Source organism: Cohnella endophytica (genome assembly GCF_003628305.1).
Taxonomy (GTDB): domain Bacteria; phylum Bacillota; class Bacilli; order Paenibacillales; family Paenibacillaceae; genus Cohnella; species Cohnella endophytica.
The window spans coordinates 606,793-632,015 of sequence record NZ_RBZM01000004.1 but is presented as its reverse complement, the minus strand read 5'-3'; the positions used below and the strand labels follow the sequence as shown (position 1 = coordinate 632,015).

At 45.4% G+C, this 25,223-nt stretch carries 25 protein-coding genes, 1 pseudogene and 1 riboswitch; of the genes and pseudogenes, 4 read left to right on the top strand and 22 right to left on the bottom strand.

Annotation, left to right across the window (positions count from 1 at the left end; genetic code table 11):
- Positions 1–13 precede the first annotated feature (13 nt).
- The gene (locus tag D7Z26_RS09475; protein ID WP_120976138.1) at positions 14–541 is read right to left on the bottom strand and encodes a YceD family protein; all 528 of its coding nucleotides are present in this window, start codon (positions 539–541) and stop codon (positions 14–16) included.
- Positions 542–697: 156 nt separating this feature from the next.
- On the opposite strand from D7Z26_RS09475, the gene D7Z26_RS09470 reads away from it, so the two are divergent.
- Together D7Z26_RS09470 and D7Z26_RS09465 are read left to right on the top strand one after the other, a co-directional pair.
- On the top strand, positions 698–1,933 hold the full coding sequence (locus D7Z26_RS09470; RefSeq protein WP_120976136.1) for a nucleotidyltransferase: 1,236 nt from the start codon (positions 698–700) through the stop codon (positions 1,931–1,933).
- An 89-nt stretch (positions 1,934–2,022) separates the two neighbouring features.
- Positions 2,023–3,279: a nucleoside recognition domain-containing protein gene (locus D7Z26_RS09465; RefSeq protein WP_120976135.1), complete on the top strand. Its 1,257-nt coding sequence runs from the start codon at positions 2,023–2,025 to the stop codon at positions 3,277–3,279.
- Between the two features lie 342 nt (positions 3,280–3,621).
- Here the strand turns inward: D7Z26_RS09465 and coaD are convergent, their stop codons facing one another.
- A complete protein-coding gene (gene coaD / locus D7Z26_RS09460) occupies positions 3,622–4,152 on the bottom strand; it encodes a pantetheine-phosphate adenylyltransferase (protein ID WP_120976133.1) in 531 nt (176 codons plus the stop codon).
- Positions 4,121–4,777 (bottom strand): 16S rRNA (guanine(966)-N(2))-methyltransferase RsmD, encoded by a 657-nt coding sequence (rsmD, locus tag D7Z26_RS09455; protein ID WP_120976131.1) that lies wholly within the window; start codon positions 4,775–4,777, stop codon positions 4,121–4,123. The genes coaD and rsmD overlap by 32 nt, the downstream gene beginning before the upstream one ends.
- A 372-nt stretch (positions 4,778–5,149) precedes the next feature.
- On the opposite strand from rsmD, the gene D7Z26_RS09450 reads away from it, so the two are divergent.
- Positions 5,150–5,611, top strand: a complete 462-nt coding sequence (locus D7Z26_RS09450; RefSeq protein WP_120976129.1) for a nucleoside deaminase — start codon at positions 5,150–5,152, stop codon at positions 5,609–5,611.
- A gap of 9 nt (positions 5,612–5,620) precedes the next feature.
- Here D7Z26_RS09450 and D7Z26_RS09445 read toward each other — a convergent pair whose 3' ends face one another.
- The 11 genes and pseudogenes from D7Z26_RS09445 to D7Z26_RS27920 all read right to left on the bottom strand — a co-directional run bounded on the left by D7Z26_RS09445 (position 5,621) and on the right by D7Z26_RS27920 (position 15,814).
- Positions 5,621–6,202 (bottom strand): phospholipase D family nuclease, encoded by a 582-nt coding sequence (locus D7Z26_RS09445; protein ID WP_120976127.1) that lies wholly within the window; start codon positions 6,200–6,202, stop codon positions 5,621–5,623.
- Positions 6,203–6,908: 706 nt separating this feature from the next.
- On the bottom strand, positions 6,909–7,304 hold the full coding sequence (locus tag D7Z26_RS09435) for a hypothetical protein (RefSeq protein ID WP_120976122.1): 396 nt from the start codon (positions 7,302–7,304) through the stop codon (positions 6,909–6,911).
- A gap of 125 nt (positions 7,305–7,429) precedes the next feature.
- Positions 7,430–8,309, bottom strand: a pseudogene (locus tag D7Z26_RS09430) (class I SAM-dependent methyltransferase).
- 12 nt (positions 8,310–8,321) lie between these two features.
- Positions 8,322–8,915, bottom strand: coding sequence for a hypothetical protein (locus tag D7Z26_RS09425; protein ID WP_120976120.1), 594 nt, complete (start codon positions 8,913–8,915; stop codon positions 8,322–8,324).
- 31 nt (positions 8,916–8,946) lie between these two features.
- Positions 8,947–9,567 (bottom strand): bis(5'-nucleosyl)-tetraphosphatase (symmetrical) YqeK, encoded by a 621-nt coding sequence (yqeK, locus tag D7Z26_RS09420; RefSeq protein WP_120976119.1) that lies wholly within the window; start codon positions 9,565–9,567, stop codon positions 8,947–8,949.
- An 85-nt stretch (positions 9,568–9,652) separates the two neighbouring features.
- Positions 9,653–10,186 (bottom strand): hypothetical protein, encoded by a 534-nt coding sequence (locus D7Z26_RS09415; RefSeq protein WP_120976117.1) that lies wholly within the window; start codon positions 10,184–10,186, stop codon positions 9,653–9,655.
- Positions 10,187–10,737: 551 nt separating this feature from the next.
- The gene (locus tag D7Z26_RS09410) at positions 10,738–11,691 is read right to left on the bottom strand and encodes a hypothetical protein (RefSeq protein ID WP_120976115.1); all 954 of its coding nucleotides are present in this window, start codon (positions 11,689–11,691) and stop codon (positions 10,738–10,740) included.
- Positions 11,692–12,227: 536 nt separating this feature from the next.
- Positions 12,228–12,839, bottom strand: coding sequence for a hypothetical protein (locus D7Z26_RS09405; RefSeq protein ID WP_120976113.1), 612 nt, complete (start codon positions 12,837–12,839; stop codon positions 12,228–12,230).
- Between the two features lie 329 nt (positions 12,840–13,168).
- Positions 13,169–14,095 (bottom strand): 5'-nucleotidase, encoded by a 927-nt coding sequence (locus D7Z26_RS09400; protein WP_120976111.1) that lies wholly within the window; start codon positions 14,093–14,095, stop codon positions 13,169–13,171.
- A gap of 360 nt (positions 14,096–14,455) precedes the next feature.
- Positions 14,456–15,112, bottom strand: coding sequence for a hypothetical protein (locus tag D7Z26_RS09395; protein ID WP_120976109.1), 657 nt, complete (start codon positions 15,110–15,112; stop codon positions 14,456–14,458).
- A 576-nt stretch (positions 15,113–15,688) separates the two neighbouring features.
- Positions 15,689–15,814, bottom strand: a complete 126-nt coding sequence (locus tag D7Z26_RS27920; protein ID WP_267900993.1) for a hypothetical protein — start codon at positions 15,812–15,814, stop codon at positions 15,689–15,691.
- Positions 15,815–17,113: 1,299 nt separating this feature from the next.
- Between D7Z26_RS27920 and D7Z26_RS27995 the strand changes: the two genes are divergently transcribed.
- Positions 17,114–17,518, top strand: a complete 405-nt coding sequence (locus tag D7Z26_RS27995) for a DUF2642 domain-containing protein (protein WP_325050442.1) — start codon at positions 17,114–17,116, stop codon at positions 17,516–17,518.
- A gap of 723 nt (positions 17,519–18,241) precedes the next feature.
- Here the strand turns inward: D7Z26_RS27995 and D7Z26_RS28090 are convergent.
- The 8 genes from D7Z26_RS28090 to D7Z26_RS09335 all read right to left on the bottom strand — a co-directional run bounded on the left by D7Z26_RS28090 (position 18,242) and on the right by D7Z26_RS09335 (position 25,213).
- The gene (locus D7Z26_RS28090; protein WP_407643499.1) at positions 18,242–18,424 is read right to left on the bottom strand and encodes a hypothetical protein; all 183 of its coding nucleotides are present in this window, start codon (positions 18,422–18,424) and stop codon (positions 18,242–18,244) included.
- A gap of 150 nt (positions 18,425–18,574) precedes the next feature.
- On the bottom strand, positions 18,575–19,369 hold the full coding sequence (locus D7Z26_RS09365) for an ABC transporter ATP-binding protein (protein ID WP_199731688.1): 795 nt from the start codon (positions 19,367–19,369) through the stop codon (positions 18,575–18,577).
- Positions 19,366–20,151, bottom strand: coding sequence for an ABC transporter permease (locus tag D7Z26_RS09360; protein ID WP_120976099.1), 786 nt, complete (start codon positions 20,149–20,151; stop codon positions 19,366–19,368). Before D7Z26_RS09360 ends, D7Z26_RS09365 begins: the two co-directional genes overlap by 4 nt.
- Positions 20,141–20,443, bottom strand: a complete 303-nt coding sequence (locus D7Z26_RS09355; RefSeq protein ID WP_120976097.1) for a thiamine-binding protein — start codon at positions 20,441–20,443, stop codon at positions 20,141–20,143. The genes D7Z26_RS09360 and D7Z26_RS09355 overlap by 11 nt, the downstream gene beginning before the upstream one ends.
- Positions 20,444–20,479: 36 nt before the next feature.
- Positions 20,480–21,520: an ABC transporter substrate-binding protein gene (locus D7Z26_RS09350; RefSeq protein WP_120976094.1), complete on the bottom strand. Its 1,041-nt coding sequence runs from the start codon at positions 21,518–21,520 to the stop codon at positions 20,480–20,482.
- A 113-nt stretch (positions 21,521–21,633) separates the two neighbouring features.
- Positions 21,634–21,748, bottom strand: a riboswitch (TPP riboswitch).
- A gap of 144 nt (positions 21,749–21,892) precedes the next feature.
- Positions 21,893–22,186: a stage VI sporulation protein F gene (locus D7Z26_RS09345; protein WP_267900992.1), complete on the bottom strand. Its 294-nt coding sequence runs from the start codon at positions 22,184–22,186 to the stop codon at positions 21,893–21,895.
- A 110-nt stretch (positions 22,187–22,296) separates the two neighbouring features.
- Entirely contained in the window at positions 22,297–24,354 is a 2,058-nt protein-coding gene (gene recG, locus D7Z26_RS09340; protein ID WP_199731687.1) for an ATP-dependent DNA helicase RecG, read from the bottom strand.
- A gap of 4 nt (positions 24,355–24,358) precedes the next feature.
- Positions 24,359–25,213 (bottom strand): DegV family protein, encoded by an 855-nt coding sequence (locus D7Z26_RS09335; protein WP_120976092.1) that lies wholly within the window; start codon positions 25,211–25,213, stop codon positions 24,359–24,361.
- Positions 25,214–25,223: the final 10 nt, after the last annotated feature.

The window sequence follows — 25,223 nt, the reverse complement described above, 5'->3', positions numbered from 1 at the left end:
AGGAAGCCTTGGGCTAATCATTCTGAGATTTAAACCAATCCTGAAGCGCAGCCATACGGGGATCGATCTTCTCCGTATTGCAACCGCACGATTGTTCATTCAGGTTACTTCCGCATTCCGGGCACAACCCCTTGCAATCTTCCTTGCAGAGAGGCGCATACGGTAATTGGACCACGAACTCTTCCGCCAAGAACGGCACGAGGTCGATCCGCTCTTCCGATACCGGTACGGCATCATCGTCTTCACTCATCTGAGCTTCCGCTTCTTCGTCTTCATCGATGATCCTGAACTGCTCCTCGAAAGGAACGCGGACATTTTCCTCGATTTGATCCAAGCAACGCGAGCACTGCATGCGAACGTCGCATGAGAGCTGTCCGGATACGAGGATCCGATCGTTCGCGGCTTGCGCGACTAGATCGTATTCGACCGGCGTTAGCAGCTTGAATTCCGGACTGTCCCGGAACAAATCCGTTAAGTCGAGAGTGCCTTGTGCCTTCATCGACTCTTGTCGGGCTACAAGTTCTTGTACTTTCAGCAACAATGAGATCACTCCAAACAAACAAAAATTATTATATCGAGTTTGAACGGCCTTTGTCAACAATATCAGAGAGTTTTCGGGCAATCTTCTCTTGCGAACGCTTCGCGTGTTATATTGTGGCAAACATTAATTTTCCCATTTCCGGGTCAGGAGGCCGCCATGTCGACAGTAGGCGTCATAGTAGAGTATAACCCATTGCACAACGGACATCTCTATCATTTGCAGCAATCCAAGAAAATAACGGGTGCGGATAGCGTCGTCGCGGTCATGAGCGGCAACTTCCTGCAGCGCGGCGAACCGGCGTTAGCCGATAAATGGGCGCGCGCGGAGATGGCCCTTCGGGCCGGATGCGATCTCGTGCTGGAATTGCCCGTCGCGTATAGCTCGCAACCCGCGCAATGGTTCGCTCATGGTTCCATAGCGATTCTGGACGCGACCGGAATCGTGGATTCCATCTGCTTTGGAAGCGAAAGCGGGGACTTGGAATCGCTGCAACTGCTCGCTTCGTTGCTTGCCGACGAACCCGAAGATTTTGCCCCGTTCCTGGCCGCCGAGCTCAAGTCCGGCCTTCCCTATCCGTCCGCGTTCACGGCCGCCGCAACGGTCTATTTGCGGCTTCGCGGAATGGACGAGCACGCTTCGTCGCTGTCTCAGCCTAACCACACGTTGGGCCTTCATTATTTAATCGCTCTGCGCAAAATAAACAGCGACATCGCGCCCTACACGGTTCGCCGGGAGAAATCCGAATACGGTCAAGACGATATTACCGACATCCGGATTGCCAGCGCAACCGCTCTTCGTAAGCTCCTGCTTGGCGAAGAAGGCTCGCTTGACGCCTTGTCTCCTTACGTACCTGACACGACATTGGACATTTTACGTCGCGAAATATCGGCCGGACGGGCTCCGATTCATTGGGAAAGCTTCGCCCGCCCACTCTACCATGAGCTATTCCGTCAGGACGAAGCGCGAATCGCCGAGTACGCGGAAGTGACCGAAGGGCTGGAACATCGAATCAAGAAAGCTCTTCCCGGCTTGTCCGAACTTACCGTGTCGGAGCTGCTTCAGTCCTTGAAAACGAAGAGATATACCCGAACGAAGCTTCAAAGAACACTCCTGCGAATTCTGCTGGGTCACCGCAAAGAATTGATCGCCCCCGATCGATTAGCGGATGGAATAGAGTATATTCGGGTGCTCGGATTTAATGAACGCGGCAGAACGCTGCTGCACGAGATGCGCAAAAAAGCGAAAGTACCCGTCATCGACTCCGCCGCGAGGGGAGCCTGGCCTTATTTGGCGCTGGATGCCCAAGCCTCCGCCGTATACGCCCTCGCTTTCCGCTCCTCCGAATCGTCCTTAGCCTACCGGGACTACACCCAACCTCCGATACGTCTCTGACTCGGTTGCCTCCATCCCTGGACAAGATGGTCTATCAAGCCTCTTCCCGGCGTACATTGTAATGTGTTCGTACGAGGAGGCATCACTCAATGGACAACCCTGCGGTCAAAAAAAATCCCGTCTTCTTATCCCTGGTTTTGGGCGCGGCTGCGTTGTCCGTGGTCGTCGGCATCGTTCATTCGCCCGGCGAGGCGTTTAGCGCTTCGCTATCGGGCTTGCAGATCTGGTGGCAGAACGTCTTTCCCGGTCTTCTCCCGCCTCTCATATTGGCCGAGCTATTGGCAGCTTCCGGGCTTCTGCACGGCATCTCTACGCTCGCGGAACCGCTCACGCGCGGTCTGTTCCGCCTGCCCGGCTCGGCGGGCTGGGCGATTGCCTTCGGTTGGGCGGCCGGCATTCCCGCGGGGGCCAAAGAAACGGCACGCCTTCGCGATAACGGATTAATTCAAGATGATGAAATCGATACCGTACTGCTCGTCTCCCATCTGCCCAACCCTTTCCTCGTCGTTCTCGTGATCGGCTGCGGCTTCCTTCAATCCCCGGAGCTCGGGTGGTCTATCGCGATCGGGCTATGGACTTCAGCGCTCATCGCCGGTTATTGGTGGGCGCGCATCGGGAAACCGAGGAAACCTAAGGTTCCCCACATCCCGGTTACCCAAACGCGCGCATTGCTGGTGCGCGCATTACGCGCCTCAGCCGACGCGCGCAAAGAGGATGGCCGTCCGCTCGGCAAGCAACTAGCGGATTCGGTTACGAACGCGGTCGGCACGCTGATGACGTTGGGAGGCCTCATGATTATGAGCGCCGTCGTCATCCGTCTCGTTCAGCTATTCATTCCCGGCAACGACCTATGGCTTGCCTTTCCCGGCTTCTATGAGATGAATCTCGGCGCATACGAAAGCAGCCGCTCCGCTCTGTTCTCCTCCGCTCCGGCGCAGGGCGCGGCGCTCATTGCCTGCGTGTTAGCCTGGAGCGGCTGGAGCGGCTTGCTGCAGGCTCGTGCGGCCTTCGGTTCGGGAGCGTTCCCTTGGCTCAAAGTCATCGCCAGCCGACTTCTGCACGGAGCCATCGCGTTGGTCGTCACCTATTTTGTCGCTTCGGCCGCATCGTCCGTTTCGTTCAAAAATCTCGCTCTCGGCCCTTGGTCCGTCCGTTGGCCGGCAACGGAAGCCTGGGTAGCGGAAGGACCGATGCCAAGCGGTTGGGGACACTTGACCCAGAATCTCGCAATCGCGCTCGTCAGCTTCGGAATTTTCTTGCTTCTCGCGTTGCTCGCGGCGATCATCCGTCCAAAACCGCCAAAGCCACATAAGAGCCCCCCATCTTCCCAACCTCCGATGGAATGAATGGGCGCCAATTTTCATGATGGTCGTATCTGAGTCGCGCAATTCCTGCAGGTCTGCAGGAATTGCGCGCTATTTCGGTTGTACCCTCACCATTTCCTGCAAAAGTGCAGCTTTCTGACCCGAATCGGATTAAAATTGGATTGTCCCTTAATAATTCCTGCACATTCGCAGGAACTTATTATTTGGGGACAATCCTGTGACGAAAACCTGTACATCTGCATCTTTCGCGGTGCGTAGCCCATTCGTTCTTCTGCAAGTGATCTAGTTAGTAACCAATAATCGAAATAAAAAGAAGCCAACAATAAAACCGTTGGCTTCTTTTCTCGTGTCTCAAGTCCCACCTTACTTAGAGGACTCGTCAGGCGGAACGTATTTACCTTGGAGCGCGACTTCGACGGCCGGCGGAACCAAATCGTGCACGGGGCCATTAAACTTGGCGATCTCTTTGACGATGCTCGAACTCAAATAAGAATATTTCGGGTTCGTCATCATGAATACCGTTTCGATGCCTTCGTCCAACTGGCGGTTCGTGGAGGCCATCTGCAGCTCGTATTCGAAATCCGTCACGGACCGAATTCCCCGTACGATGACTTGGGCCTGCCGAGAGCGCATATATCGAACGAGCAAATCTCGGAAGCTATCGATCTCGACGTTAGGCAGATCGCGCGTCACCTCCGCGAGCAGCTCTTTTCTTTCTTGCACGCTGAATAGCGGCGATTTGACCGTGTTGTTCAGCACCGCTACGATTACGCGATCGAACTGCTTGGCCGCACGCCGAATGATGTCCAAATGGCCGAACGTAACGGGATCGAAGCTCCCCGGATATACGGCAATACGAAATTCATGTCCGATTCGGGTCTGCTGAGGACTCATCTTCGGTTGCCTCCTCTCGGATCGAGGTTGGGCTATGCTCCGCCTCGTCTTCTGTCTGAAATCGGTAGATCGACAAAGCGATCTCGCCATAGGTCGCGTATCTTTTCCGTTGAAAACCGCCGAAAACCTCGGTATACGCGACGTCCGGATGATGCTCTATGACCGCAACGGCATCGTTGGCCACAAGACCTCTCGAAGCCATCTCTTTCAATAATTCATCGCAATCCCGCAACGCATAGGGCGGATCCAGGAAAATAAGATCGAACGGTTTACCCGCGCGTTCCAGAAGCTTAAGCGCCCTTCGCGCATCGTTCCGATACACTTCGGCCTGCTCCGCTAATTTCGTCGATGCCAGATTGCTACGGATTACCTCGATGCTCTGCGTTTGCGAATCGATAAATACCGCGGAGCCGGCACCGCGGCTTAAGGCTTCGATTCCCAATCCGCCCGTTCCGGCAAAAAGATCCAGCACGCGTTCTCCATCGAAATAAGGACCGATCATGCTAAATAGCGATTCCTTAACCTTGTCCGTCGTCGGACGCGTATTGTTGCCAGGCACCGCTTTAAGCCGATGTCCTTTGGCCTGTCCTGAAATGACTCGCAATTTCTCAACCCCATCATGCAGCGCCTTATCACCTTAAAGACGTAAGCTTTATGTACGTTAACTGGTGTTATGTTACCACAATCTTCGGCGATTCAAAAGCATATTCCAGCCGCCTCTTCACAAGCTTAGGACGTTCGCTAATTTTTTTCCATCGAAACGTATATTTTCCTCGGCTAAGGTCACAATGATATTACCGGCACCGAGAGGTGTCGGGGACAACCGCGGAGAAGACTTACGTTTCCCCATAAGCTCTTCGTCCGGTTTCTCCTCTCCCATGAAGGCCCTCGTCGCGAGACGGGGGTCGACTTTTTATGTAATCCCGATTTTGGCGTTTGCCTAGTCACGGGAAAAGATATTATTTCTGTTATACTAACGTTAACTGGGGGGCTGAAATTGACCAAAAAAGATGAACAATTTATTGAAGTAGCCATTAAATTAGCTCTACAAGCCAGAAAAGATGGAAATGAACCATTTGGTGCGATTTTAGTGAAAAATAACGAAATCGTCATGTATGGAGAAAATAAAATAAATAGTAATTGCGATCCTACGCATCATGCCGAAATTGGGCTCATACGCACCTATTGCTCTGAAAATAATATTTTTGATCTTAGCGAATACACGCTGTATACCAGCTGCGAACCCTGCGTAATGTGTACGGGAGCTATGGTGTGGTCTCATTTAGGGAAAATAGTCTATAGCGTTTCACATGATCAACTAGCTGAAATCGCTGGTAGCAATATCATGATTTCTTGTAAGGAAGTTATTGAAAGAAGCCCTCATAAACCAGTCGTAGTTGAACTAGTATTAAATGACGAAGGGTTAAAAGTATTTGAGGGGTACACATTTTCTAATTAGGTTACCGTTTTAAGGTTGAGCGATCTTCGGTTCGATCGTTTTAAATCCCTTATCATCATTCCACATGGCCTCAAATTCAGCTGCGAATGATTTGGCAACTTCTTCTTTTCTGATGACCATAAGCACTTCATCGTTCGTCGTACTCGCAGCCTTGGAATAATTAAATGAACCTGTTGTTGCGATTTTGTTATCTGCCACGACCATTTTTAGGTGCATCAAGCCACTGTGTTTATTGATCTTCATCGGTACACCGGCGCTTCCTAGTAACTTTAATGCTTCCGTTTGCGTTTTACCGCCTGATTGCTGTTTGTCGGTTATTAGACGGATCTTAACGCCACGCTTTTTAGCGTTCTTGATCGCATCGACGATATCCGGATAGGTGAGACTGTAGATCGCGACATCTAACGTAGACTTAGCCGAATCTATTACACTTATCAGTAACTTTTCCGGATGTTGGTCGGACTTTGTGAATGCCCATTCGAGATCTGTCCCACCTACATTGGAATTCTGAGTTGTTGGATTTACATAAGTAGAACACCCTATTAATGAGAGAGTAATAGCTGGGATGATTATGAGCTTCTTTATGTGCATGATTTCCTCCTGAGGTCGTTTGTGCCATTTTACCTCATGGAAATGGAAGAGAAAAGCCCGAGTGCCGAAGCCCCCGGGCTGCAAGTGAAAGTGAGCTTTAGTTGCATTATTATCTACATTTCGGAGTAAATTTTGGTATATTTTTAGTTAAAAAAATTAAACACTGAAATTCTCCCACATATCGCCAAATTGAGTCGATTGGTGTAAAATGATGTCATTCATGTTCAAGCCAATCCCCCAGCCGATGGGGAATATTAAAGGTGATATCTTGAAAATTACTTTGCGGCACCCATCAGGCGTTACCAAGAGAATTAAGTTGGGCTTTTCGTGGACATTGTTCTTTTTCGGATTGTGGGTTCCGATATTCCGGGGCGATTTTAGGAATTTATTAAGGATCTGGCTTCTTGGGATCGTAACTTTGAGCATCTATTATTGGGTTGCTTGCTGGACATATAACTCGCGCTATACAAAAGGATTGCTTGAAAAGGGATACCTGCCATCGGATGAGTCTGCAAGAGCTGAACTCGTTAGACGGAATATTATTTCAGCTGCCCCACCGATTGCCATGTAAATATTAAGTTCAAACAAAAAGAGCAGTAGGTCCCTACTGTTCTTTTTGTTTTTTTCCCGTGTATACCCGCCCGAGACCCAAAGCCCACGGGCTGATAAAAAAATACTCCTGTTAAGGAGTACTTTGTCAATCCGTTTATTCGATTGTAAATTTACCTTCCCCGATGCGGGAAGTGTCCTTAAAGATCGCAATCTCATACTCACCCGGTTCCAATTCATCGTCTTCGGATGTTTGAAATTCGGAACTATATGAGCTCCAGTCAGGATCAACATCCACGTCCCAACTATCAAGCAACTGACTATTTGACGCTTTATATAAATGTACGCCTAGTGACCTCGTTCCGAATTTATCAGATGATTCAAAAGCAAGTGTAATGTTCTCGTTAATTTTAAACGTACTTCGTTCGTTTACTAACAAATCATCTTTATGTTCGGACCAATCGCCGAATTTGATTTCTGCAATCTTGCTTTCTGCCCCACAGCCGGCTAACAAAAAGCATACTACCAATGAAATGAACAAAAATCTTTTCATTTAGTCACCCCGATATTCTAATAATTTCCATCGATCATATTATACTAGAATATAGGAAAACGACAATACTAGGTTTATTACGACAATAACTTACATCCAATGAACGCTTCACGACGTCACGCCGACTATCGATAAACCGTACCACACGAAATCTTCATATTCGGAGCGTACGTTAACCACGAGCTCTCTCCAAATTCTTGAGACAATAATAACTCAGCTTCATATTGTCTTCCTGCCTCGTCAGCAGACAACCCTCTCCTAATTAAATTATTCAAAACTTCGTTAATATCGCCTGGGACTTGACCGAATCCATCTTCTCTTAGAGATTGATATAGTTTTTTCTTAATCAATAAATCCATGTTTTGATCCAAAAAAATTAACTCTATCACTCACTCGACAATCTATATTCTTTATACCTAATTGGCTTAGAAGTATTGGCACATTCATTCCGATATTCCCGTCTTTCCCATTCTGCTTAGCATCTTCTTCAAACAATCTCTGAAGAATTCCTAATGGTATTACCTTCGATTGATCTAGCCCATCGAAATGAAAATTGGCCATATTCGCAATCCAGTGGGGCTCAAAGCATATGATTTTCCCACTATTCACAACGCTTTGAATCATCTTCTTCAGAATAGTTGTTGGTTCAGTCATATGCAGTAAAAAAGCATGACACATGGCAATGTCATACTCGCAGTTAATATTTGCTTCTTCAATGTCAGCTGCAATGAACTCAGTTTGATACGGAAGGTTAACGAATAATCCCTCTGCCTTCGCAATCAAATCCTTACCTTTGTCCAATCCGGTATAGGTAGAGCCCTCCGGCAGCATTGGAAGCAGTTTAAGACCGAGATATCCATAACCGCAGCCATAATCGATTATTTTTACGGGTTCGCTAATCTTCCATACCTTTTGAATTAGGAACTCAAGATAATCATCATTGTAATATAGCCATCGAGTATTTCTGAGGTACTCTACTTGATTGTCCCAAAAGTAATCAGACATGTATTTCTCCTTTCACTCTATCCTGCACTTAATAATAAATACTTCATCGCTCTTCTTTATGGTTTCTTCTTCGCTGTCATTAACATTAAATTGATTGTCGTTGGAACCTAGAATAATCGAGATAATTCCTAACGATGTTTCTTTCCCTTTTTTTATATATAAATTGGGATATACCTTGAAATTACGAACACTTGAATCAGCAGTTGGTTGAGTAATTGAATTACTCAATACGCTTAAATCTCTGTTTTGTCTTAACGTTATTGTCCATAATGGTTTTGTAGATTCTGTAGTCCTATTAAAGATATATAGTCTATTTTCTTTTTCGCTCTTACTCAGATATGTTTGAAGATCAAGTATTTTTTCTTTATATTGTCCATTCAAGTAATGATCAAGCCAAAATTCAATACTAATAGGCTCACTTATATGTCCCAATGTGTATATTATTGTAGAGTTAGCGCCTGAAGCACCCATTATTGAAAATTCTCTACTGGATGAGTCCAAAGGTTTCATAACCAAAAAAACAGTTTCACTGTTCCCATTTGAACTATCTTTTAATTGAAATAAAACCAAAACGAATACGATTAAGAGAAGTTTAAAGTATTTCATTTTTCCTCCTCGAATAAGTGGATTCGCCTACTCATGGACCTATTTTCAACAACTCTTCTCTCGCCTTTATTAGCCACGGATGTACTAACTTTAGTTTCGAACGTTGTTCCCAAATGTGGTTCAAATAAATAAGTACTCCTTCATTAAGTTTATGATTGTTAATTTTATTTCTAATTTCAATTAAATAAGGATGATCTCCAGGAAGATCCCATGATATCTTGTCGGAAATGAAAAGCACCTTATCCAACATGCTCGATTGCGGTTTCAAAGTCGTGTGACACTCAATTGCGTCTAATATCTCTTGATCATTCATATGAAATATATCCTTGGCCATAGCACTCGATAATTTCTGATGTACGATTCGTGCATACTTATATTCATCTTCAAGTAATTCAATTCCAAGTTCTTTTGCCATACTCAACATTTCCTTCACTGGAACGACATTACTGATGTCATGTAATAATGCTGCATATTCGGCTTTTATAGGATCTACACCATAAAGCTCTGCAATTCTCCTCGCTTCATATGCAACGGTAAGGGTATGTTCCAAAGTTTCATTATCGTTATGGGCAATAAAAAAAGAATGAATATCATCTTTCAAATGATCGGAAAGATTCAAATCTAACAAATACGGTTTGAAAATGGCATTCATTTTTATCCCGCCTTCGAATTAATGTCTGTGCTTATGCCCAATGCGTAAATATGGTGTTACCTGAAGTCAATGTCTTCTGAAACAATTAGTTGAAACGTACAACTATAGCGAAGACAAGGACTGACAGTCCAGCTAAACCTAAAATTACAAATAGAATTTTGACTATTAATCCCATTTCCTCATTTTCAATAGCTAACTTGTGTTCTTCGCTTATATCGAAATTTTCTTGTAGCCATTTTTTATTGTATTTCTCATTTGCCTTACTGTAAGTCCACTCCCACACGATTTCCTTTTTCTTCATTACAAATTCTCCAGTACCCGAATAATTCCAGTTATCGAAATAACCCACAAACAAAATAAGAATGTCTTTGAATCTAGAATACTTATCCAACAGAAATAACGTATATTGATCAAGATTATTTTGTCTTATTAAACTCTTTTCGATTTGACCTATTTGTCTATTGTCTAAAAAAATCAGTAGATGAACATAATGCTTTTTTGTTACCTCATAGATTTTGATGCTTTCATCCCTGAATTTCACTTCATAAAAGCTAAGCAAAAGTTCTTTTCCGATATTTTGCATTGCACCGATAATATTCTTATTCGTATCTTTAACCAAACACGCAGCAGTTGTTTGGTCACTCCAAAGCCACTTAAATGGTATTGAATTTTTAGTTCATTCATTAATTGAAAATGAGTACTATACAATACTTCTCCATTTGAACTCATCGTTGTTGAGAAATATTTTGAAGTTGTCGGCATCTTGATACTACAAACGGGTTCACCGTGTTCTTCTACCTCAATGATCTTATTAGCATTTGCTTTGATTTGATTCAAATTAATGATCATATACACAATCCTTATCCATGAGTCTCTATAGTTTTCATGAATTTATATTGATCTCATAAGTTTATTTATTGATATTATACATATCCCTTAGTTTCTGGTTAATGTCATCTAGCGATCTTTGAATTGATCCCATCCTTTTTATGCCCGAATATTGATTTCCAATAATTCCAGCTAGTCCAATTATAAGCACGATGATTATTAGTAAAACCATTAAGTCTTCCCGCCCTTTAATTGCTTTTGATTTTGTGTATCTTTCAAATAAGTTCTTGTATATACGGTGTTAATTGAAGTCGCCGGCATCTTGAAATACAATCAATTGCTTTAAGCTGAACTTGTCATATTTAAATACCATAGAGCTGATTTATGAAATCTTTTGAATATGTCGTCAATCCATCCAGTTCCTTCTTCACGATCCAAGTGCTTATTGTCTATTAGCCATTTCGCAATTTCATTTATTTCAATTTCTAAAAATTGTTTTTGGATAGAATCTAGTTTATCTAGCCAAGGTTTTTTCGGTGAACTTCCTTCTGCATTATCAAGCCATAAAATTATCTCATGTGCATTCTTTTTATCTTCATATCCTTTTTCTCTAATAAAGTGCATGAGAATGTAATTAATAGCTTTATAACAGCCTTGATTATTTCTAACTTGATAGCTTTTTAAATAAGAAAAAACTTCTGAATTTTCCTGGCCAACGAATGATAATATCTTCTTAAAATCCTTTAAATTGTGATGGAATCCCCTTGAACCGTTAAGTTGCAAAAGAAATATTAAAGCTTTATTTTGAAAATCAATTTGAGATGTTGCAAAAAACTTACTACGCTTTTCTATTACCCAAATGCTCTCGAATATATTTGAATTTGGACTAACTGGTGTATTGATTAAATAAGACAACAAAGATACGAACTCAAAAGTAGAAAATGATAACTTAGATTCAAAACCGTCAATAAAATGCTTAATTTGCATGGTAGAACCATCAATTGTTGAAGAAAGTATTCCGCCCCAGATTATATCGTACATCTTAATAAGACGTCCGATCAGATATTTACTTGATTGATCATTTAAATCAATTGTTGAATCCTGTAACATGAAATACGCCCGTTTAAAATTATTGTTCTGTTCATTGCCAGGTTCATTTAGTTGATTGATTTTTACCCATGATTCAATCCACTTGTTTATTTTTTGAAAATCATCTTCAGGTACACCAAGATTATTGGCAAATTCCTTTGATTGATTCATTTCATTATTCCAATAATTCAACTTGTCGCTCGACAATAAATTCCAGTCCCCTTGTCGTTAAGTCATCAAAATGCATTAAATTGTACTTAAAGATTACTTTGAATCCTCGTCTAACTTTTGCCGACCGAGGGGCACATGCCCCGAAGCTTGAACATGGTATTATCTGATGATAAACCCAACCCTCATAAACTCTAACAAACCTTCCAGCCATTTAGTACTTTGAATTGAACTAATTCTGGTTGTAGATGCATTATTCTCATCCCTTTAGGGTTAGCTTTCGGGAATTTCAGCTAACGTTCTGGTGTTCACTGACGACTCACCACCTTAAGGTCATTGACCACCTTAAGGTCCGATAGACCGCCTGCGATGCGGTTAAGTTATGCGGATATGTCCGGCTAATGCCGTTTCTCTATTGTTGCCAATTACTTCTTAGAATCTGCATCTAGCTACTTCCGGATCGAGGAGCGATTGCCGCGAAGTGTGAACATGACGTTACATGACGTGATTGCCTTCTCAAGTTCACTATTATTCATTAGAAATGCCGACAAATTGTCGGCATTTTTTTTTCAAATCTATATGTTGTTCCAAATATGAACGAAATGAGTTGCTTCTGCATCTAATGAGAGAAGTAAATCTTGATTATTTTCTGTCGCTGCCGGGTACAACATACATTTCTTAATATTTAATATGCAATTAATTGCATTTGGAACATCATTAGATTTAGTTGATGCAGCCATTAATGATAGAGTTGGGATTGCTGAACGCTTTTCTAACTTTTCTGAGGCATCTTTAAAATAAAGTTTAATTAAGTGTGGTTGTCCATTTATTAATAACCCAAGCTCCGGGGTTGCTCGTACCGCTAAATCTCCTGAAGCCCAAAATGCTTTGCCAGGATCAAACCATTCAATACTTTTCTTTCTTACAAACCTCTTATATTGCTTAACAGTTTCTGTATATTGATTCTTTTTTCTTATATGAACCTTTTCAATGACATGATCTAAATATGAGATGTTCAAATTGTCTTCGTGAATTGCTTTGATAGCTTCTCTTAGTTCTCTCCAGTAATCAAATGCAGGATGATATTCACCTTGCTCTTTAATCTTTCTAACAGCACTAACTTTAGATGGACTTTGCTTTAAAGTAAAATCGATAAATTGAGTTAGACTTATGTTTATTTCGGACATACTTCCACCTCCCTCAGTTGGTAATATATATAAATATTACCACATAAAAATATGGTGCGAAAGTATGTTCTTGTTTTGAACATAAAATCATGTTGTATAACATTTTTATTTTCACAACGTCCCACCACCCTAAAGGAGCAAAGTGACTGGCCACGACGCAGTTGGGTGGTGCGGATGTGTCCGGCTGAATCTACTTCCCTGATACTACATTTTGCATCCCCAAATCCACTTCTAACTCCCGCCGGACCGAGGACCGGATGTCTTGAAACTTGAATATGGTGTTATTCTTAGTTGTGCTCTTCCTTTTAAAACCATCAAGAATATACGATCTATTCTACATTCCTTACTCCAAAAGGGACATGAACCGATGGAGCAATTCTTGCGACACCTTCAATATGTCCTACCTGATCATCGAAGAAAATATGCGGCTTAAATATCTTTAAAACTCTATCTTTATCAATTCCTCCTAAGAAAAATGCTTCATCAATTCGAATTTCAAATTGCCTAAGTGTTGAGATAACACGCTCATGAGCAGGTGCATTTCTTGCGGTTGCGATTGCTACTCTAATCTTAGGTTTATAATTAACGTTTTCAATCAACTTATCTATCTCTCTTTTTTGAAGTTTTGAAATTTCAAGAAAAAAACGGAGTAATGGTCCAGCAGGTAAAGGCTCCCCTGCCTGTAAGCGCTCATGCTGATGAAAAAGATCTAAAGCTCCCTGCTGAAACACAGCTTCGGCAGAGTCATCGGCGATAATTCCATCAAAGTCAAATGCAATCCTGAGTTCCTCATCTTCATCATCATCAATGAAATCTGTTGGGTATACACATCCTGCTGGAAGCCCTAATGCAACAGCACGTTTTACATCTTGAATATTTCCTGATAAAAATAAAGAAGCATTAAATGCATCCATGTAGAGAAATGGATCATTACCCGTGACAAAAACTGCACGACTAATTGGAAGTCTATAATGTTCAATTGATTTAAAAACACGGAGGCCAGTATCTGGATCATTTCGTGATAATAAAACTACTTCAACGGGTTGATCACTTGCTTCTATTCCATTCATTCTTAGTAATCTCTTTATAAGAGGAAAGGCAACTCCCTTCCCTAATACTACTTTTTCATTTTCCCTTTGATATTTCCTATAGTTCTCTTCTCCATTTTCTCTAAAGACTGAGTCAGATTCGGTTAAATCAAATAATGCACTAGAGGCTATTGCAATAACAAATTTATTTTGTATTTGATATCCCAATTAGATTTCTCCTTTCTCTTAGCACATTTTCGTATAACGTTCTTGCATTCACGACGTCCCACCGTCTTAAGGCGACAGACTCGCCGGGCACGATGCGCTTAGTCGGTGCGGATGTGTCCGGTTGATTACGCTTCCCTACTACTGTCAAAAACCTCTCCGAATCCTCTTTTTAACTCCGGTCGGACCGAGGGGCGCATGTCCCGATACATGAATGTGGTGTTGTTAAATCTGCTCCCTGCTACTGTCAATTACTTCTCCGAACCCACATCTAACTCCTGCCGGACCGAGGGCCGAATGACCCGAAGCGTGAACATGGTGTTATATGCTGTCGAGGCCATCTTTGAATAATCCTACAAATCTCTAGTTCTTAACACGAATTATATATGCACTTTTATTTTTGTTATTATTTATAAATCTACCTACAGTTTCATCAACAAAGGAAATTAATGCTGACATATACGTGGATAATTCTGAAAGTATTTTTTCGATGTCTTGTCTAGATTTATTTCCAAAGATCAAATTTATAGATAATTCATCAGCAAAAATTAACTCTGTCTCTTTTCTAGTATTTCCAGTAGAGATTATTCTTGTAAAGAAGTCTTCTAGTTGATTGTAGTCTTCTTCAAAACTTTCAATATCATAATGGAAGAAATTGTCCCTTATTGGCTTTACAATTTGATTTACAAAAGAAGATTTCCAGGGGGTACACGACTCAATAATTAATTTATAGTTATTAATAGTATTATCTGAAAGTTCTTGAATGAATGCTTGAATTTCAGGCTTATTTTTCCCTCTACTTATATACTTAGCAGCTTCTCTGTAATGAGAAGCTGCTAAACGAAAATAATAAATAAATTCACCACTCTTTGCTTTCTTAGTACAATCAAGGTAATCAATTAACGATCTATGAACATAAAACAAATCGTTTCTAATAAGAGTGAGTTTAAGTATCCAACTCGATAGCTTATTATCCGGGCTGAACAGTTTCTTTAGTTTGAATACTAATTCATTTTGCATTGAAAAGAATAACTCCTTTATTTATGTTTGCCTCTATTGTATATAGCGTTCTTGTGTTCACAACATCCCACCGACTTAAGGCGACGAAGTCGCCGGGCGCGATGTGCTTAGTCGTTGCGGATGTGTCCGGCTGATTACGCTTCCCTGCTGCTGAAAATTACTAACTCCAGCCGGACCGAGGGGCGAATGCACCGAAGCGTGAACATATTGTTATGTGATGTGACCGAATTCCTCGAATCGCTTACTCCTAATTATTAAATACTATATCTTTAATTGTTTCTGGCTTCCAATAATAATACTGTTTAATCTCATTTTTATCTAGTTCAATAATATCTTCCTTAGTGAATGGTTGTTCCAGTAATTCTCTAGTCAGAATGAAATAATTACACTCTATAAAAAGTCTGAAATCATCTTTCAATTCATTTTTTTCTAAAAAATGAAACTCATTGCCTATGCTATATCTTGCAATAGCTACAAAAGGGAAATACGCATTGATAAAAAAATGAAACTCACCTTTTTTTGAGTTTAGCACAAAGTAATAATAATTCGTCCCTGTGAGATCAAGATCTTCCCAATCTATTTCCCCCCTCTTAAAATTGTATAAAGAATACTATAAATACCTCTCACATCATGCGCTTCAAGGTAGTTCTGATTGTTTGTAAATCCAGTGATGCCTTTAGGTAATGGCAGAATTGCTTTCATTCAAGTCGTCCTCTTAATTAGTATTTCGGTCATTCACATAACGTTCTTGTGTTCACGACGTCCAACTCCCTTTAGTCCGAAGGGCGGCCGCGATGCAGTTAGGGAGTTGGATGTGTCTGGCTGAATGTGCTTCCCTGCAACTGTCCATTGCATCTTCGAATCCTCATCTAACTTCTGCTGGACCGAGGGGCGAATGCCCCGATACGTGAACATGGTGTTATACGAAGTCACTTCTTCTTTGATTGATTTATAATTCCTTAATTCCTAATATGACTTTATCATTACTATGATTTATGAAATAGTGAATTGTATATGTTGTTTGTCTATATAATTTATTTTTCGTATAAAGGTAATAGATGTCTCCTTCCGATTGAATCTGATAAGGTAATACACTTTTACTAATTCTAGCCCCATCAGATAACTTGAAATCAGAAATTATTAGAGTCTTTGAAATGGTTTGCTTTGAAATGTAATGATTGAAATCTTCCTGAATTTGATATCCTATTGAAATGCACATTAAGATTAGAAAAAACAAGACAAGTATTCTTGAAATGCGCAAACTATTAGTAATTAGGCGAATCTTAAATGCTCTTTTTGTCTTTAACTCTTTAATCTTATTGTGGATTATAAAAATAACCAGAACTGATAACATCAAAATAAAAACTATTGGAAAGCCAAAAAACGAATGATAAAGGTAATGAACAAAATATGAATTCTGGTTGCTTTCATTGTAAAAAATGGAGACGGTTGATTTAATCCCAATCCATATCAATAATAATCCTAATTCAGAAATAACTAACCACATTATTGTTCTCCTGATCTTAAAAGATTTAAGTGATTTCATATTACTTAATATCCACGAACTTCATGAATCATATGAATATTCGCGAAATTTGTAAAATTATCCTGCAAGAATATCCAAAGGAAAAGGCCCGCTCATCAGAGCAGGCCTTTAAATATCGATTCAAGCCATATGATATCAACAACGGAGAAATTCCAGTTCTTCAGCCGTCAGTTTCATTCTTCTTTTTTCCCTTAGGAGTCTTGGACGCTGATTTCCTTACCAAGGGATATCTTCTTTTCGCTCGCATGGCTGTTTCGCCGGTACCGGGTCTCTTCTTATCTGCGCATGGCTCGCACATCGTCGTCGTCAGAAGGGGACCGCCGCAGTAGATACAAACTCCGGCTTCCTTGCGACGGGCGCGTAGCAGGCGCATGGCAAGAGCAGGATCATTCATTTCTTTTCACCTCGTTAGATTTAATCATGACTAGTCTCTTCCTTTTAGCCGTAGACTTTGCATGATTATGGCAACAATTTCATGTACAGATCGTATTAACTTTCAGCTGCATTTGCAAAAGCATGTTCCCCATACTCACGTTTGTAGACAACCGCCCAGTCATTCATTAGGCAACTGCATACAATGGGTTCAAACCTATTCTAAGGAGTTGTTGTTTTTGTATCATCCAAGTCAGATTAGCCCATCGCAGATGAGTCCCAACCAAATACTAACAGTATCAAATGTAGATCCTTACGTCGTGGAAGCGCTCAGGCGTTTAATCGGGCGCTGCGTATTGTTAGAAACGACTCGCGGAGCTATCGAAGGTACAATAGTTGATGTTAAACCTGATCATGTGCTTTTGCAATTGCATTCCCGCCAAGCTTGCGTTCGCATTGCGGAGATCGTATGGACGATGCCTTTATAAGACCGATGGAACTGCTGAGGCAGTTCCATTTTCATTTTTCACTTACCATGGCGCAAGTCGAATCCCGACTTATCGAATTACATACTGGTCAAATACCTTCGCAAATGGCCCCCGTCCGAATAATATGATGCAAACCATTCCGGAGGGAGGAATTACACCATGGCGTTATTTCCGGACTTCCCCCAGTTTTTGCCTCCAACTCCTTTTATTCCGCCGATCCCGCCGGTCCCTCCAATTCCGCCAACAGCACCGGCAATACCTCCTACGCCGCCTGTTCCAGCTCATAGGAAGTCAAAATAGTATTATTATTCTCCTCTCCCCTGAAGGCCCTCGTCACTAGACGGGGGTCGACTTATTTTTCTAGCCCTAACGCGTCGATATTTCGTTGCCGGTTTTGTCGTTTCTTCTATCCTTCCTCTCGTCGTTAGTGTAAACTATTGGAAAAGCTAAGAATTTTACGCTGTCGGAATGATCCAACTTCGCTTTATGAAACGATCTTTAAGGAGATAATAAATTGAAAAAGAGCCTAACATCATTATTCATCGTACTTATGGCCGTATTCGTTCTTGCCATCCCGGTGGCAGATGCCAAAAAAGTGTATAATCCTCATCACGGGCCCACGCATAATGTCAAAAGTTATACGAAGAAAAACGGTACTCACGTAAAGTCTTACAAAAGAACGAACCCGAATCACACTAAAAAAGATAACCTCTTTGTCGATCGCTAAGATAAGCTAGCAAGGAAAAATGGTGGTGCAGATAACTTTCCTGCGCCACCATTTTTCCGTTTTGGACGACCGCTGCTCGTGCAAGTTATCCTCAACATGGTGGTTTCCGGTCTCGATGACAAAGAGGCGCTACTCGACCGCGAGAAGGCGACAACGCCTCCTGAACGATCTCTTAGCACCCCTTTATCCAACCATCCGCACGGCTACTCCGTCCGTACTAATGAATGCGGCTTGTCCGTAACGGTCGTATTGCCATTCGTTCATTTTCGCCAATCCTCCGGATCCGTTTGATCCCATTATACCATGGATATCATCCGAGAATCATGACGTTACGCGCGAGACGAATGACTTTCTCCTAACAATTCCAATACGTCTCGCTTAAGAGTGACGAAAGCCGGATCCGTCCATACTTCCGCCCTGCGAGGACGTTCGAACGGAACATCAAGTTCTCTCAACACGGTTGCCGGAGCCGGCGATAACACGTAGATGCGATCCGAGAGCATCAAAGCTTCCTCGATGCTATGGGTTACGAACAACACCGATCTCCTGTCCGCTTCCCATAGATCCAGAAGCCAGCGCTGCATTTCCGCCCGGGTCAAGGCATCTAGCGCCGCGAACGGCTCGTCTAGACACATTACGTTCCGTCGCATGAGCAGCGCCCGCAAGAACGAAACCCTCTGCTGCATGCCCCCGGATAACAAATGCGGGTATTCCTTCGCGACGCCCCCGAGATGGATGCGATCGAGCCAAGCCACCGCTTGCTCCTTCGCTTCCTTCTTCGAAGTTCCCGCCGTAACGAGCGCCGAGGAAATATTGTCCGCCACCGACAGCCAAGGGAACAACGCCGCTTGCTGAGGCATGTAACTGATTAACCCTCTTTTGCCGGTCACGTCGTTGCCGTCGATGTTGATCCGGCCGCCATCCGGCCGTTCGACGCCGCCGATCAACCTGAACAAGGTCGACTTCCCGCTTCCCGACGGTCCGATCAAGCTCACGAATTCCCCAGCGTTTACCCGGATCGAGATATCGTTCAAGACCGGAACGGTCTCTTTGCCCCGCCTATAAGCCTTCGAGATGTTCCTAAGCTCCAGCATCGGATTATTCCCGTTATTCGACGGATTCATTTGGAAGCCCCCTTCCACTCGCCCTGCGATCGCGGACGCCAACGAATGACGAGCCGCTCCGCGATAACCGCGGCATAATAGAATACAAGGCTTAGCGCCACGACGCAGACGATGGAGCCGAAGACGCCCGGTTGATTGAATCCGTTGGATTTAAACTTCAAGTAATATCCGATGCCTTTGTTTGCCCCGAGCCATTCCGCGACGATCGCCGAAGAGACGACATAAGTACATGCAATACGCAATCCGGAAAATAAATAAGGCAGAGACGCCGGAAATTCCAATCGTTTCAACCGTTCCCAGCGGGAAGCCCCGATCATGCCCAAGTACTCTCTGAGTTGTGGCTCCGCCTGGCTCAGTCCGACGAGAATCGATAAGGCGATCGGAAAAAAGCAAACAAGCACAAGCAATATTAGCTTAGGCGTCCAACCGAAACCGAACCAGATCATCAATAGCGGCCCGAGCGCGATCAGCGGCACGTTCTGTGAAAGAACGAGCAGCGGCGAGAAGGCTTCCCGCAACAAGGGAACGACGTGCAGAACGATCGCCACGACGATCGCCACGACAAGTCCGAGCCCGAGGCCGACGATCGCCAGATACGCGGTGGCCAGCACGTGCTTCCAGAGCAAGGCCGAATCTTCGTACATGGACAACGCGATATTCCAAGGCGTAGGGAGCGTATACGTTTCGATCCCGAATCCGACGCATATCGTTTGCCATAGCCCAAGAAACACAATGAGGGTAACGACCGGCAACGCTACCGTTCTTACCGTTCTATTGCCCATCTGGATATTTTTGCAGCTGCCGCGCGATCGACGCGTTTTGTTTCGAATCGACGACTAGTTTGATCTGCGACATGACGGACGGGCTGCCTCGCTCGAACATCGCATCGTTCATCTTTTTGACGATATCGATCAATTGGTCAAGATCCCCCTCCATCGTCGTCTCCAGCGGACCGACGCGATAAGCAACGCCGGATTCCTTGATGATCTCGATCGCCCGGTCAACATAAGGAATAACGTCTTCCCCGGGATTCACCTTCGGTAAAATTTGAATGCTTAGCAGCGCTTGAGCCATAATTATCGCCTCTCCTTTTGTTCCTATCGTAGGTTATTATTTCGGCAAAAATTCCGTCGTGAACATATCGTCGTAATTCAAATCTTTTTTCATCAAACCGTTCTGCTTTAACCAATCTCCGTAGCCGGACCACACTTCCCGCTTCTGTTCGCCCCACCGGGGAGCATCATCCTTGTATTTGGGGCTCAGCCACTTCTGGCTCGCCTTGACGAGATCCGCGTTGATTTCCGGCTCCGCCTTGATCAATACTTCAGCCGCCTCATCCGGATGTTCGATCGCATAGTTATAGCCTTCCGATGCGCCGGCCAAGAATGCGCGAACGATATCCGGCTTATCCTTGATCATCTTCTCGTTCGTTAACAGCAACGGCGTATAATAGTCCAATTGTTTGCTGTAATCGGTCAGATACACCATGTTCACGGGTTCCTTGCGAAGCTCCGCCTCGATTCCCGTCCAACCGTAGAAAATCCATTCGAAGTCGATCCCCTTCTTCACCGCGGTAAAGAAGTCAGCCGTGCCGGCGCTGACGAAATTGACTTTGCTAACGTTGGCTTTCTGTACGTTCATCATGGATTCGATAACGGCTTGCTCGGCAGGAGAACCCCATCCACCATAAGATTTGCCTTCGAAATCCTTCGGTTCCTTAATGTTCCTGTCAACCGGAGACGCGAATCCGGAAGTATTATGCTGAATAATCGGCGCGATGGACACGAGAGGCAAGCCCTGTTCCCTGGCCAGAATCATGCTTTCCTGGGCGCCCACTCCGAATTCGGCCGTATTGTTCGCCACCAGCGCGCTCGCGCCCGCTTCCGGCGGCTGGATCAAGTTAACCTTGAGTCCGTGTTTTTCCCACAACCCCATGTCTCTCGCCACGTAAAGACCCGTATGGTTCGTATTCGGCGTCCAGTCCAGCACCAACGTTACTTCCTGTAGTGCTCCGGCGGAAGCCGATGCGCTTGCCGGCTGGGACGACTGGCCGGAAGCGTTCGAAGCCTCCTTGTTCCCGCAGCCCGCCAACAGCAAACCCGCGAGCAGCGTTAATGCCAAACCTTTAACCGTTTTGTTCCTTTTCTTCATCTTACTCTCCCTCTCAACTTCCGATATGGATGCGAAGGGGTTCCAAGCTATCAAAAAACGCCCCCCGATTCCGGAGGGCGTCCTAAATATACGGACGAACGACACGACGGCTATCCGTCGTGCTCCCACCTTCCTACGCTGGTACTAACCAGATCAGGTTATAAGGGTCTGCATCTTTAATGGGATGCACTCTCAGCCGGCCTTGCTCCAGCTCCCCCGGGGCTTATTCAATTGCAGGTTACCCGCTTCACACTTCCCTTATTATAACAAAGCATCCGCGGTTGTCTATGCTACGAACAAATCTCGCAGCACTTTTTTCTCCTCTTCGCCCGGATGGATCCGGGCGACGGTCTCGATTCGCCTTCAATTCGCCTATCTGAACATCGTATATAGCTTAATCAGATGCAGCATGTTATTCGGGTCGATTTTCTGCGCGATGATGAAGTTGACGAGTTGATCCTCTTGCGTTTCCGTTACCGGTTCGTTCAAGATTTTGGCGAACGTTTTTACCCAACGACGTACTTTGGTCCGATCTTGAAGATCGTATTTCGTTACGCCCTCAAGCAGACCTTTGATTTTTTCTTTGGTCGCCGGATTTTTCATTTTCACTTTTACGCGCTCTACGAATTCCGCCTTGATACCGAAGTTTTGCCAGCTTGGGCTCAAAGAGAATCACGCTCCTTCCGGCCGCTATTCGGTACATCATATGCCGCCTGCGTATCCGGAATGACAAGAAGAAGCGCCCAACTCCGCTCCGCGTCGCGCATCGCGCTTGCTTAATCGAGCGGTTCCGCGTGCTGTTTGGCTTCTCGCGCGAGAAAATCCCTAAGTCCCGCGTACTGCTGAGACGACCAGAACGGCTCGCTGGCCGTCAATTCCGCCGCGTCGTCTCTCGCCTGCTCGAGCACTTCGAAATCGTTAAGCAAGTTCGCCAGCCGGAACTCCGGCATCCCGCTCTGCTTCGTTCCGAAAAATTCTCCCGGCCCCCGAATCTCCAAGTCTCGCCGCGAAATCTCGAAACCGTCGTCGGTATCTGTCATCGCCCGCATTCTCTCTTGTCCGTTCTCCGACTTCGGATCCGCGATAAGGATGCAGTAGGACTGGTGCTCGCCGCGTCCGACCCTGCCTCTGAGCTGGTGGAGTTGCGATAAACCGAACCGGTCGGCATCCATGACGATCATCAGCGTGGCGTTCGGCACGTCGACTCCGACCTCGATTACCGTCGTGGAGACGAGCACGGTCGTTTCTCCGGCAGCGAATAACGCCATCGTCGCCTCTTTCTCGGCGGCGGACATCCGGCCGTGCAACAACCCGATCGTCATGTCCGGCAGCGCCTGAGTGAGCTGCACATGCAGATCGATCGCGTTCTGAACGTCAAGCTTCTCGGATTCTTCGATCAAAGGACAAATAAAGAACGTCTGCCTTCCCTGCTCCGCTTCCTTACGAATAAAACCGAGCACGCGATCCATCATTCCATGCTTAACCGAGTACGTCTTGATCGGCTTGCGCCCTTTCGGGCGTTCGCGAATCGTCGACACGTCCATATCGCCGAACACGGTAATCGCAAGCGTGCGCGGGATCGGCGTGGCCGTCATCGTCAACACGTCCGGGTTCATCCCCTTCCGGCGCAAAATGCTCCGTTGATTAACGCCGAAACGATGCTGCTCGTCCATGACGACAAGTCCAAGACTTCTGAAGAAAACGTCCTCTTGAATGAGCGCGTGAGTGCCGACGACGATATCCAGAAGCCCCATCTGCAACGAAGCGATCAAATCCCTCCGTTTGCGGTCGGTTAAACTCCCCGTCAACAATCCCACTTGGATGCCGTACGGTTCGAACAGCTTCCCGAGAGACCTTGCATGCTGCTCCGCCAATATTTCCGTCGGTACCATAATCGCCCCTTGATGGCCCGCTCTTATCGTCGCGTACAGACTAACGGCGGCTACGACGGTTTTGCCCGCGCCGACATCCCCTTGCAGCAATCGATTCATCGCGAAGGGTTGCTTCATATCGTGCAAGATTTCATTGATGACTTGCTTCTGCGAATTCGTCAGCTCGAATGGCAGCGCACCTACGAACTGGCGAATTTCGTCGTTGTTGACGGGATGAACGATGCCGTCAGGCTGTTTCATATGCATCGCGCGATAAGCTTGGAGCTTCAATTGGAACAAGAAAAGCTCCTCGTACACCATTCTGCGTCTAGCTTCCTGCCCTTCCCGAGTATTCTCGGGATGGTGGATGCGCGCGATCGCTTCCCTCCGGGGAATCAGCGCATGCCGCTGAAGAAGCTCCTCGGGCAGAATCTCGGGAATATGCTCGCCGAACTGCGTCATCGCGCGTTCGATCAGCTTGCGAATCGTCGACTGCGTGATGCTTCCGCCAACCGAGTAAACCGGTTGAAGCGTGCCCGTCTTCGCCGCGCCGCGATCGGGAAATTCGGAGTCCGCCACCGTAAGGTGCCGCCTACGTTGATCCCATTTTCCCGTCAACGTAATCTCGCGGCCGATCGTGAGTTGATCCTTGAGGAACGTGCGATTGAACCACACCGCGGTAACAAGCGTCGAGCCGACAGTGACGCGGCTGATTAACCGCGATTTACCTCCGTACCGCTGCAAGTAAGGCATCGAGGCGATCGTACCCTGAACGGTAATGCGTTCCCCGTCCTTCACTTCGCTTATGTCGCGTATCCGATAATCCTCGTAACGAAAAGGATAATATTCGATCAAGTGTCCGACCGATAAAATGCCTAAGGCGTGGAGCTCCTCCGCTTTCTGAGGGCCCACGCCTTGAATCTTGGTCAATGGCAGTTGAAACAATCGTATTTGTGCCGACATTGGACTACCTCTCGGGGAAAACGAACAATCCGATTGTTCCCGGACCCGCATGCGTACCTATGACCGGGCCGATATCCGTCTCGTTGAATGTTCGAACGTTCAATTGCTGCTTCAATAGCTCGGTGATTTCCGCCGAGCCTGACGTGAACCCCGGCGTCGTCGCAATGGTCAGGTTGACCGGCCTATCGCCCAGATCCTCATGCAGAACCTCCGCGATACGGGCCATCGCCCGCTTCTGGCCTCTGACTTTATCGTAGGGAAAGACGACTCCCTCTTTATCTATGGATAAGATCGGTTTAATGTTGAGCAGCGAACCGAGCACGGCCGAAGCCTTGCCAATTCGGCCGCCTTTCTGCAAGTATTCGAGCGTGTCCACCAAGAAAAAGAGCCTCAGTTCCTCGCGCATGCGCCCTACTTCCGCGATAATTTCTTCCTTCGACGCACCCGCTTGTGCCATCTCGGCGGCGATGACGACCAGTTGCCCGTACCCGTAGGATGCCGATTTGGAATCGATGACCGTAACGTCAGCGTCGTCTTCGAGCATCGATTGCGCGATCGTCGCCGACTGATAAGTCCCGCTTAGCGCTCCCGAGAGGTGGATCGAGATGACGGAATGTCCCTCTTCCGTTAGACGCTTGAAATGCTCCAGATAGTCGGCCGGAGACGGCTGCGAAGTCGTCGGCAGCCCATTAAAGGACGTCAGCTTCTCGTAAAACTGGGCCGGTTGCAGCGTAATGTTGTCCAGAAAGCTGTCGTTGCCGAAGTTCACCTTGAGGGGTACCATCGCGATGCCAAGCTTTTCTCTCGTCGCGGGCGGTATGTCCGCGGTGCTATCCGTGACTAGAACGATCGATGCCATTACTCGTACC

Coding starts and splice junctions, on each gene's coding strand:
- yqeK (WP_120976119.1), bottom strand. CDS start 9,567: ATGAATGCCATTTTCAAACCGTATTTGTTAGATTTGAATCTTTCCGAT.
- D7Z26_RS09355 (WP_120976097.1), bottom strand. CDS start 20,443: ATGGCTCAAGCGCTGCTAAGCATTCAAATTTTACCGAAGGTGAATCCC.
- D7Z26_RS09470 (WP_120976136.1), top strand. CDS start 698: ATGTCGACAGTAGGCGTCATAGTAGAGTATAACCCATTGCACAACGGA.
- D7Z26_RS09360 (WP_120976099.1), bottom strand. CDS start 20,151: ATGGGCAATAGAACGGTAAGAACGGTAGCGTTGCCGGTCGTTACCCTC.
- D7Z26_RS09405 (WP_120976113.1), bottom strand. CDS start 12,839: ATGTCCGAAATAAACATAAGTCTAACTCAATTTATCGATTTTACTTTA.
- D7Z26_RS27995 (WP_325050442.1), top strand. CDS start 17,114: ATGATTATGGCAACAATTTCATGTACAGATCGTATTAACTTTCAGCTG.
- D7Z26_RS09395 (WP_120976109.1), bottom strand. CDS start 15,112: ATGCAAAATGAATTAGTATTCAAACTAAAGAAACTGTTCAGCCCGGAT.
- D7Z26_RS09425 (WP_120976120.1), bottom strand. CDS start 8,915: ATGAAATACTTTAAACTTCTCTTAATCGTATTCGTTTTGGTTTTATTT.
- D7Z26_RS09350 (WP_120976094.1), bottom strand. CDS start 21,520: ATGAAGAAAAGGAACAAAACGGTTAAAGGTTTGGCATTAACGCTGCTC.
- D7Z26_RS09365 (WP_199731688.1), bottom strand. CDS start 19,369: ATGAATCCGTCGAATAACGGGAATAATCCGATGCTGGAGCTTAGGAAC.
- D7Z26_RS09435 (WP_120976122.1), bottom strand. CDS start 7,304: ATGAAAAGATTTTTGTTCATTTCATTGGTAGTATGCTTTTTGTTAGCC.
- D7Z26_RS09335 (WP_120976092.1), bottom strand. CDS start 25,213: ATGGCATCGATCGTTCTAGTCACGGATAGCACCGCGGACATACCGCCC.
- recG (WP_199731687.1), bottom strand. CDS start 24,354: ATGTCGGCACAAATACGATTGTTTCAACTGCCATTGACCAAGATTCAA.
- D7Z26_RS27920 (WP_267900993.1), bottom strand. CDS start 15,814: ATGAAAGCAATTCTGCCATTACCTAAAGGCATCACTGGATTTACAAAC.
- coaD (WP_120976133.1), bottom strand. CDS start 4,152: ATGAGTCCTCAGCAGACCCGAATCGGACATGAATTTCGTATTGCCGTA.
- D7Z26_RS09445 (WP_120976127.1), bottom strand. CDS start 6,202: ATGCACATAAAGAAGCTCATAATCATCCCAGCTATTACTCTCTCATTA.
- D7Z26_RS09465 (WP_120976135.1), top strand. CDS start 2,023: ATGGACAACCCTGCGGTCAAAAAAAATCCCGTCTTCTTATCCCTGGTT.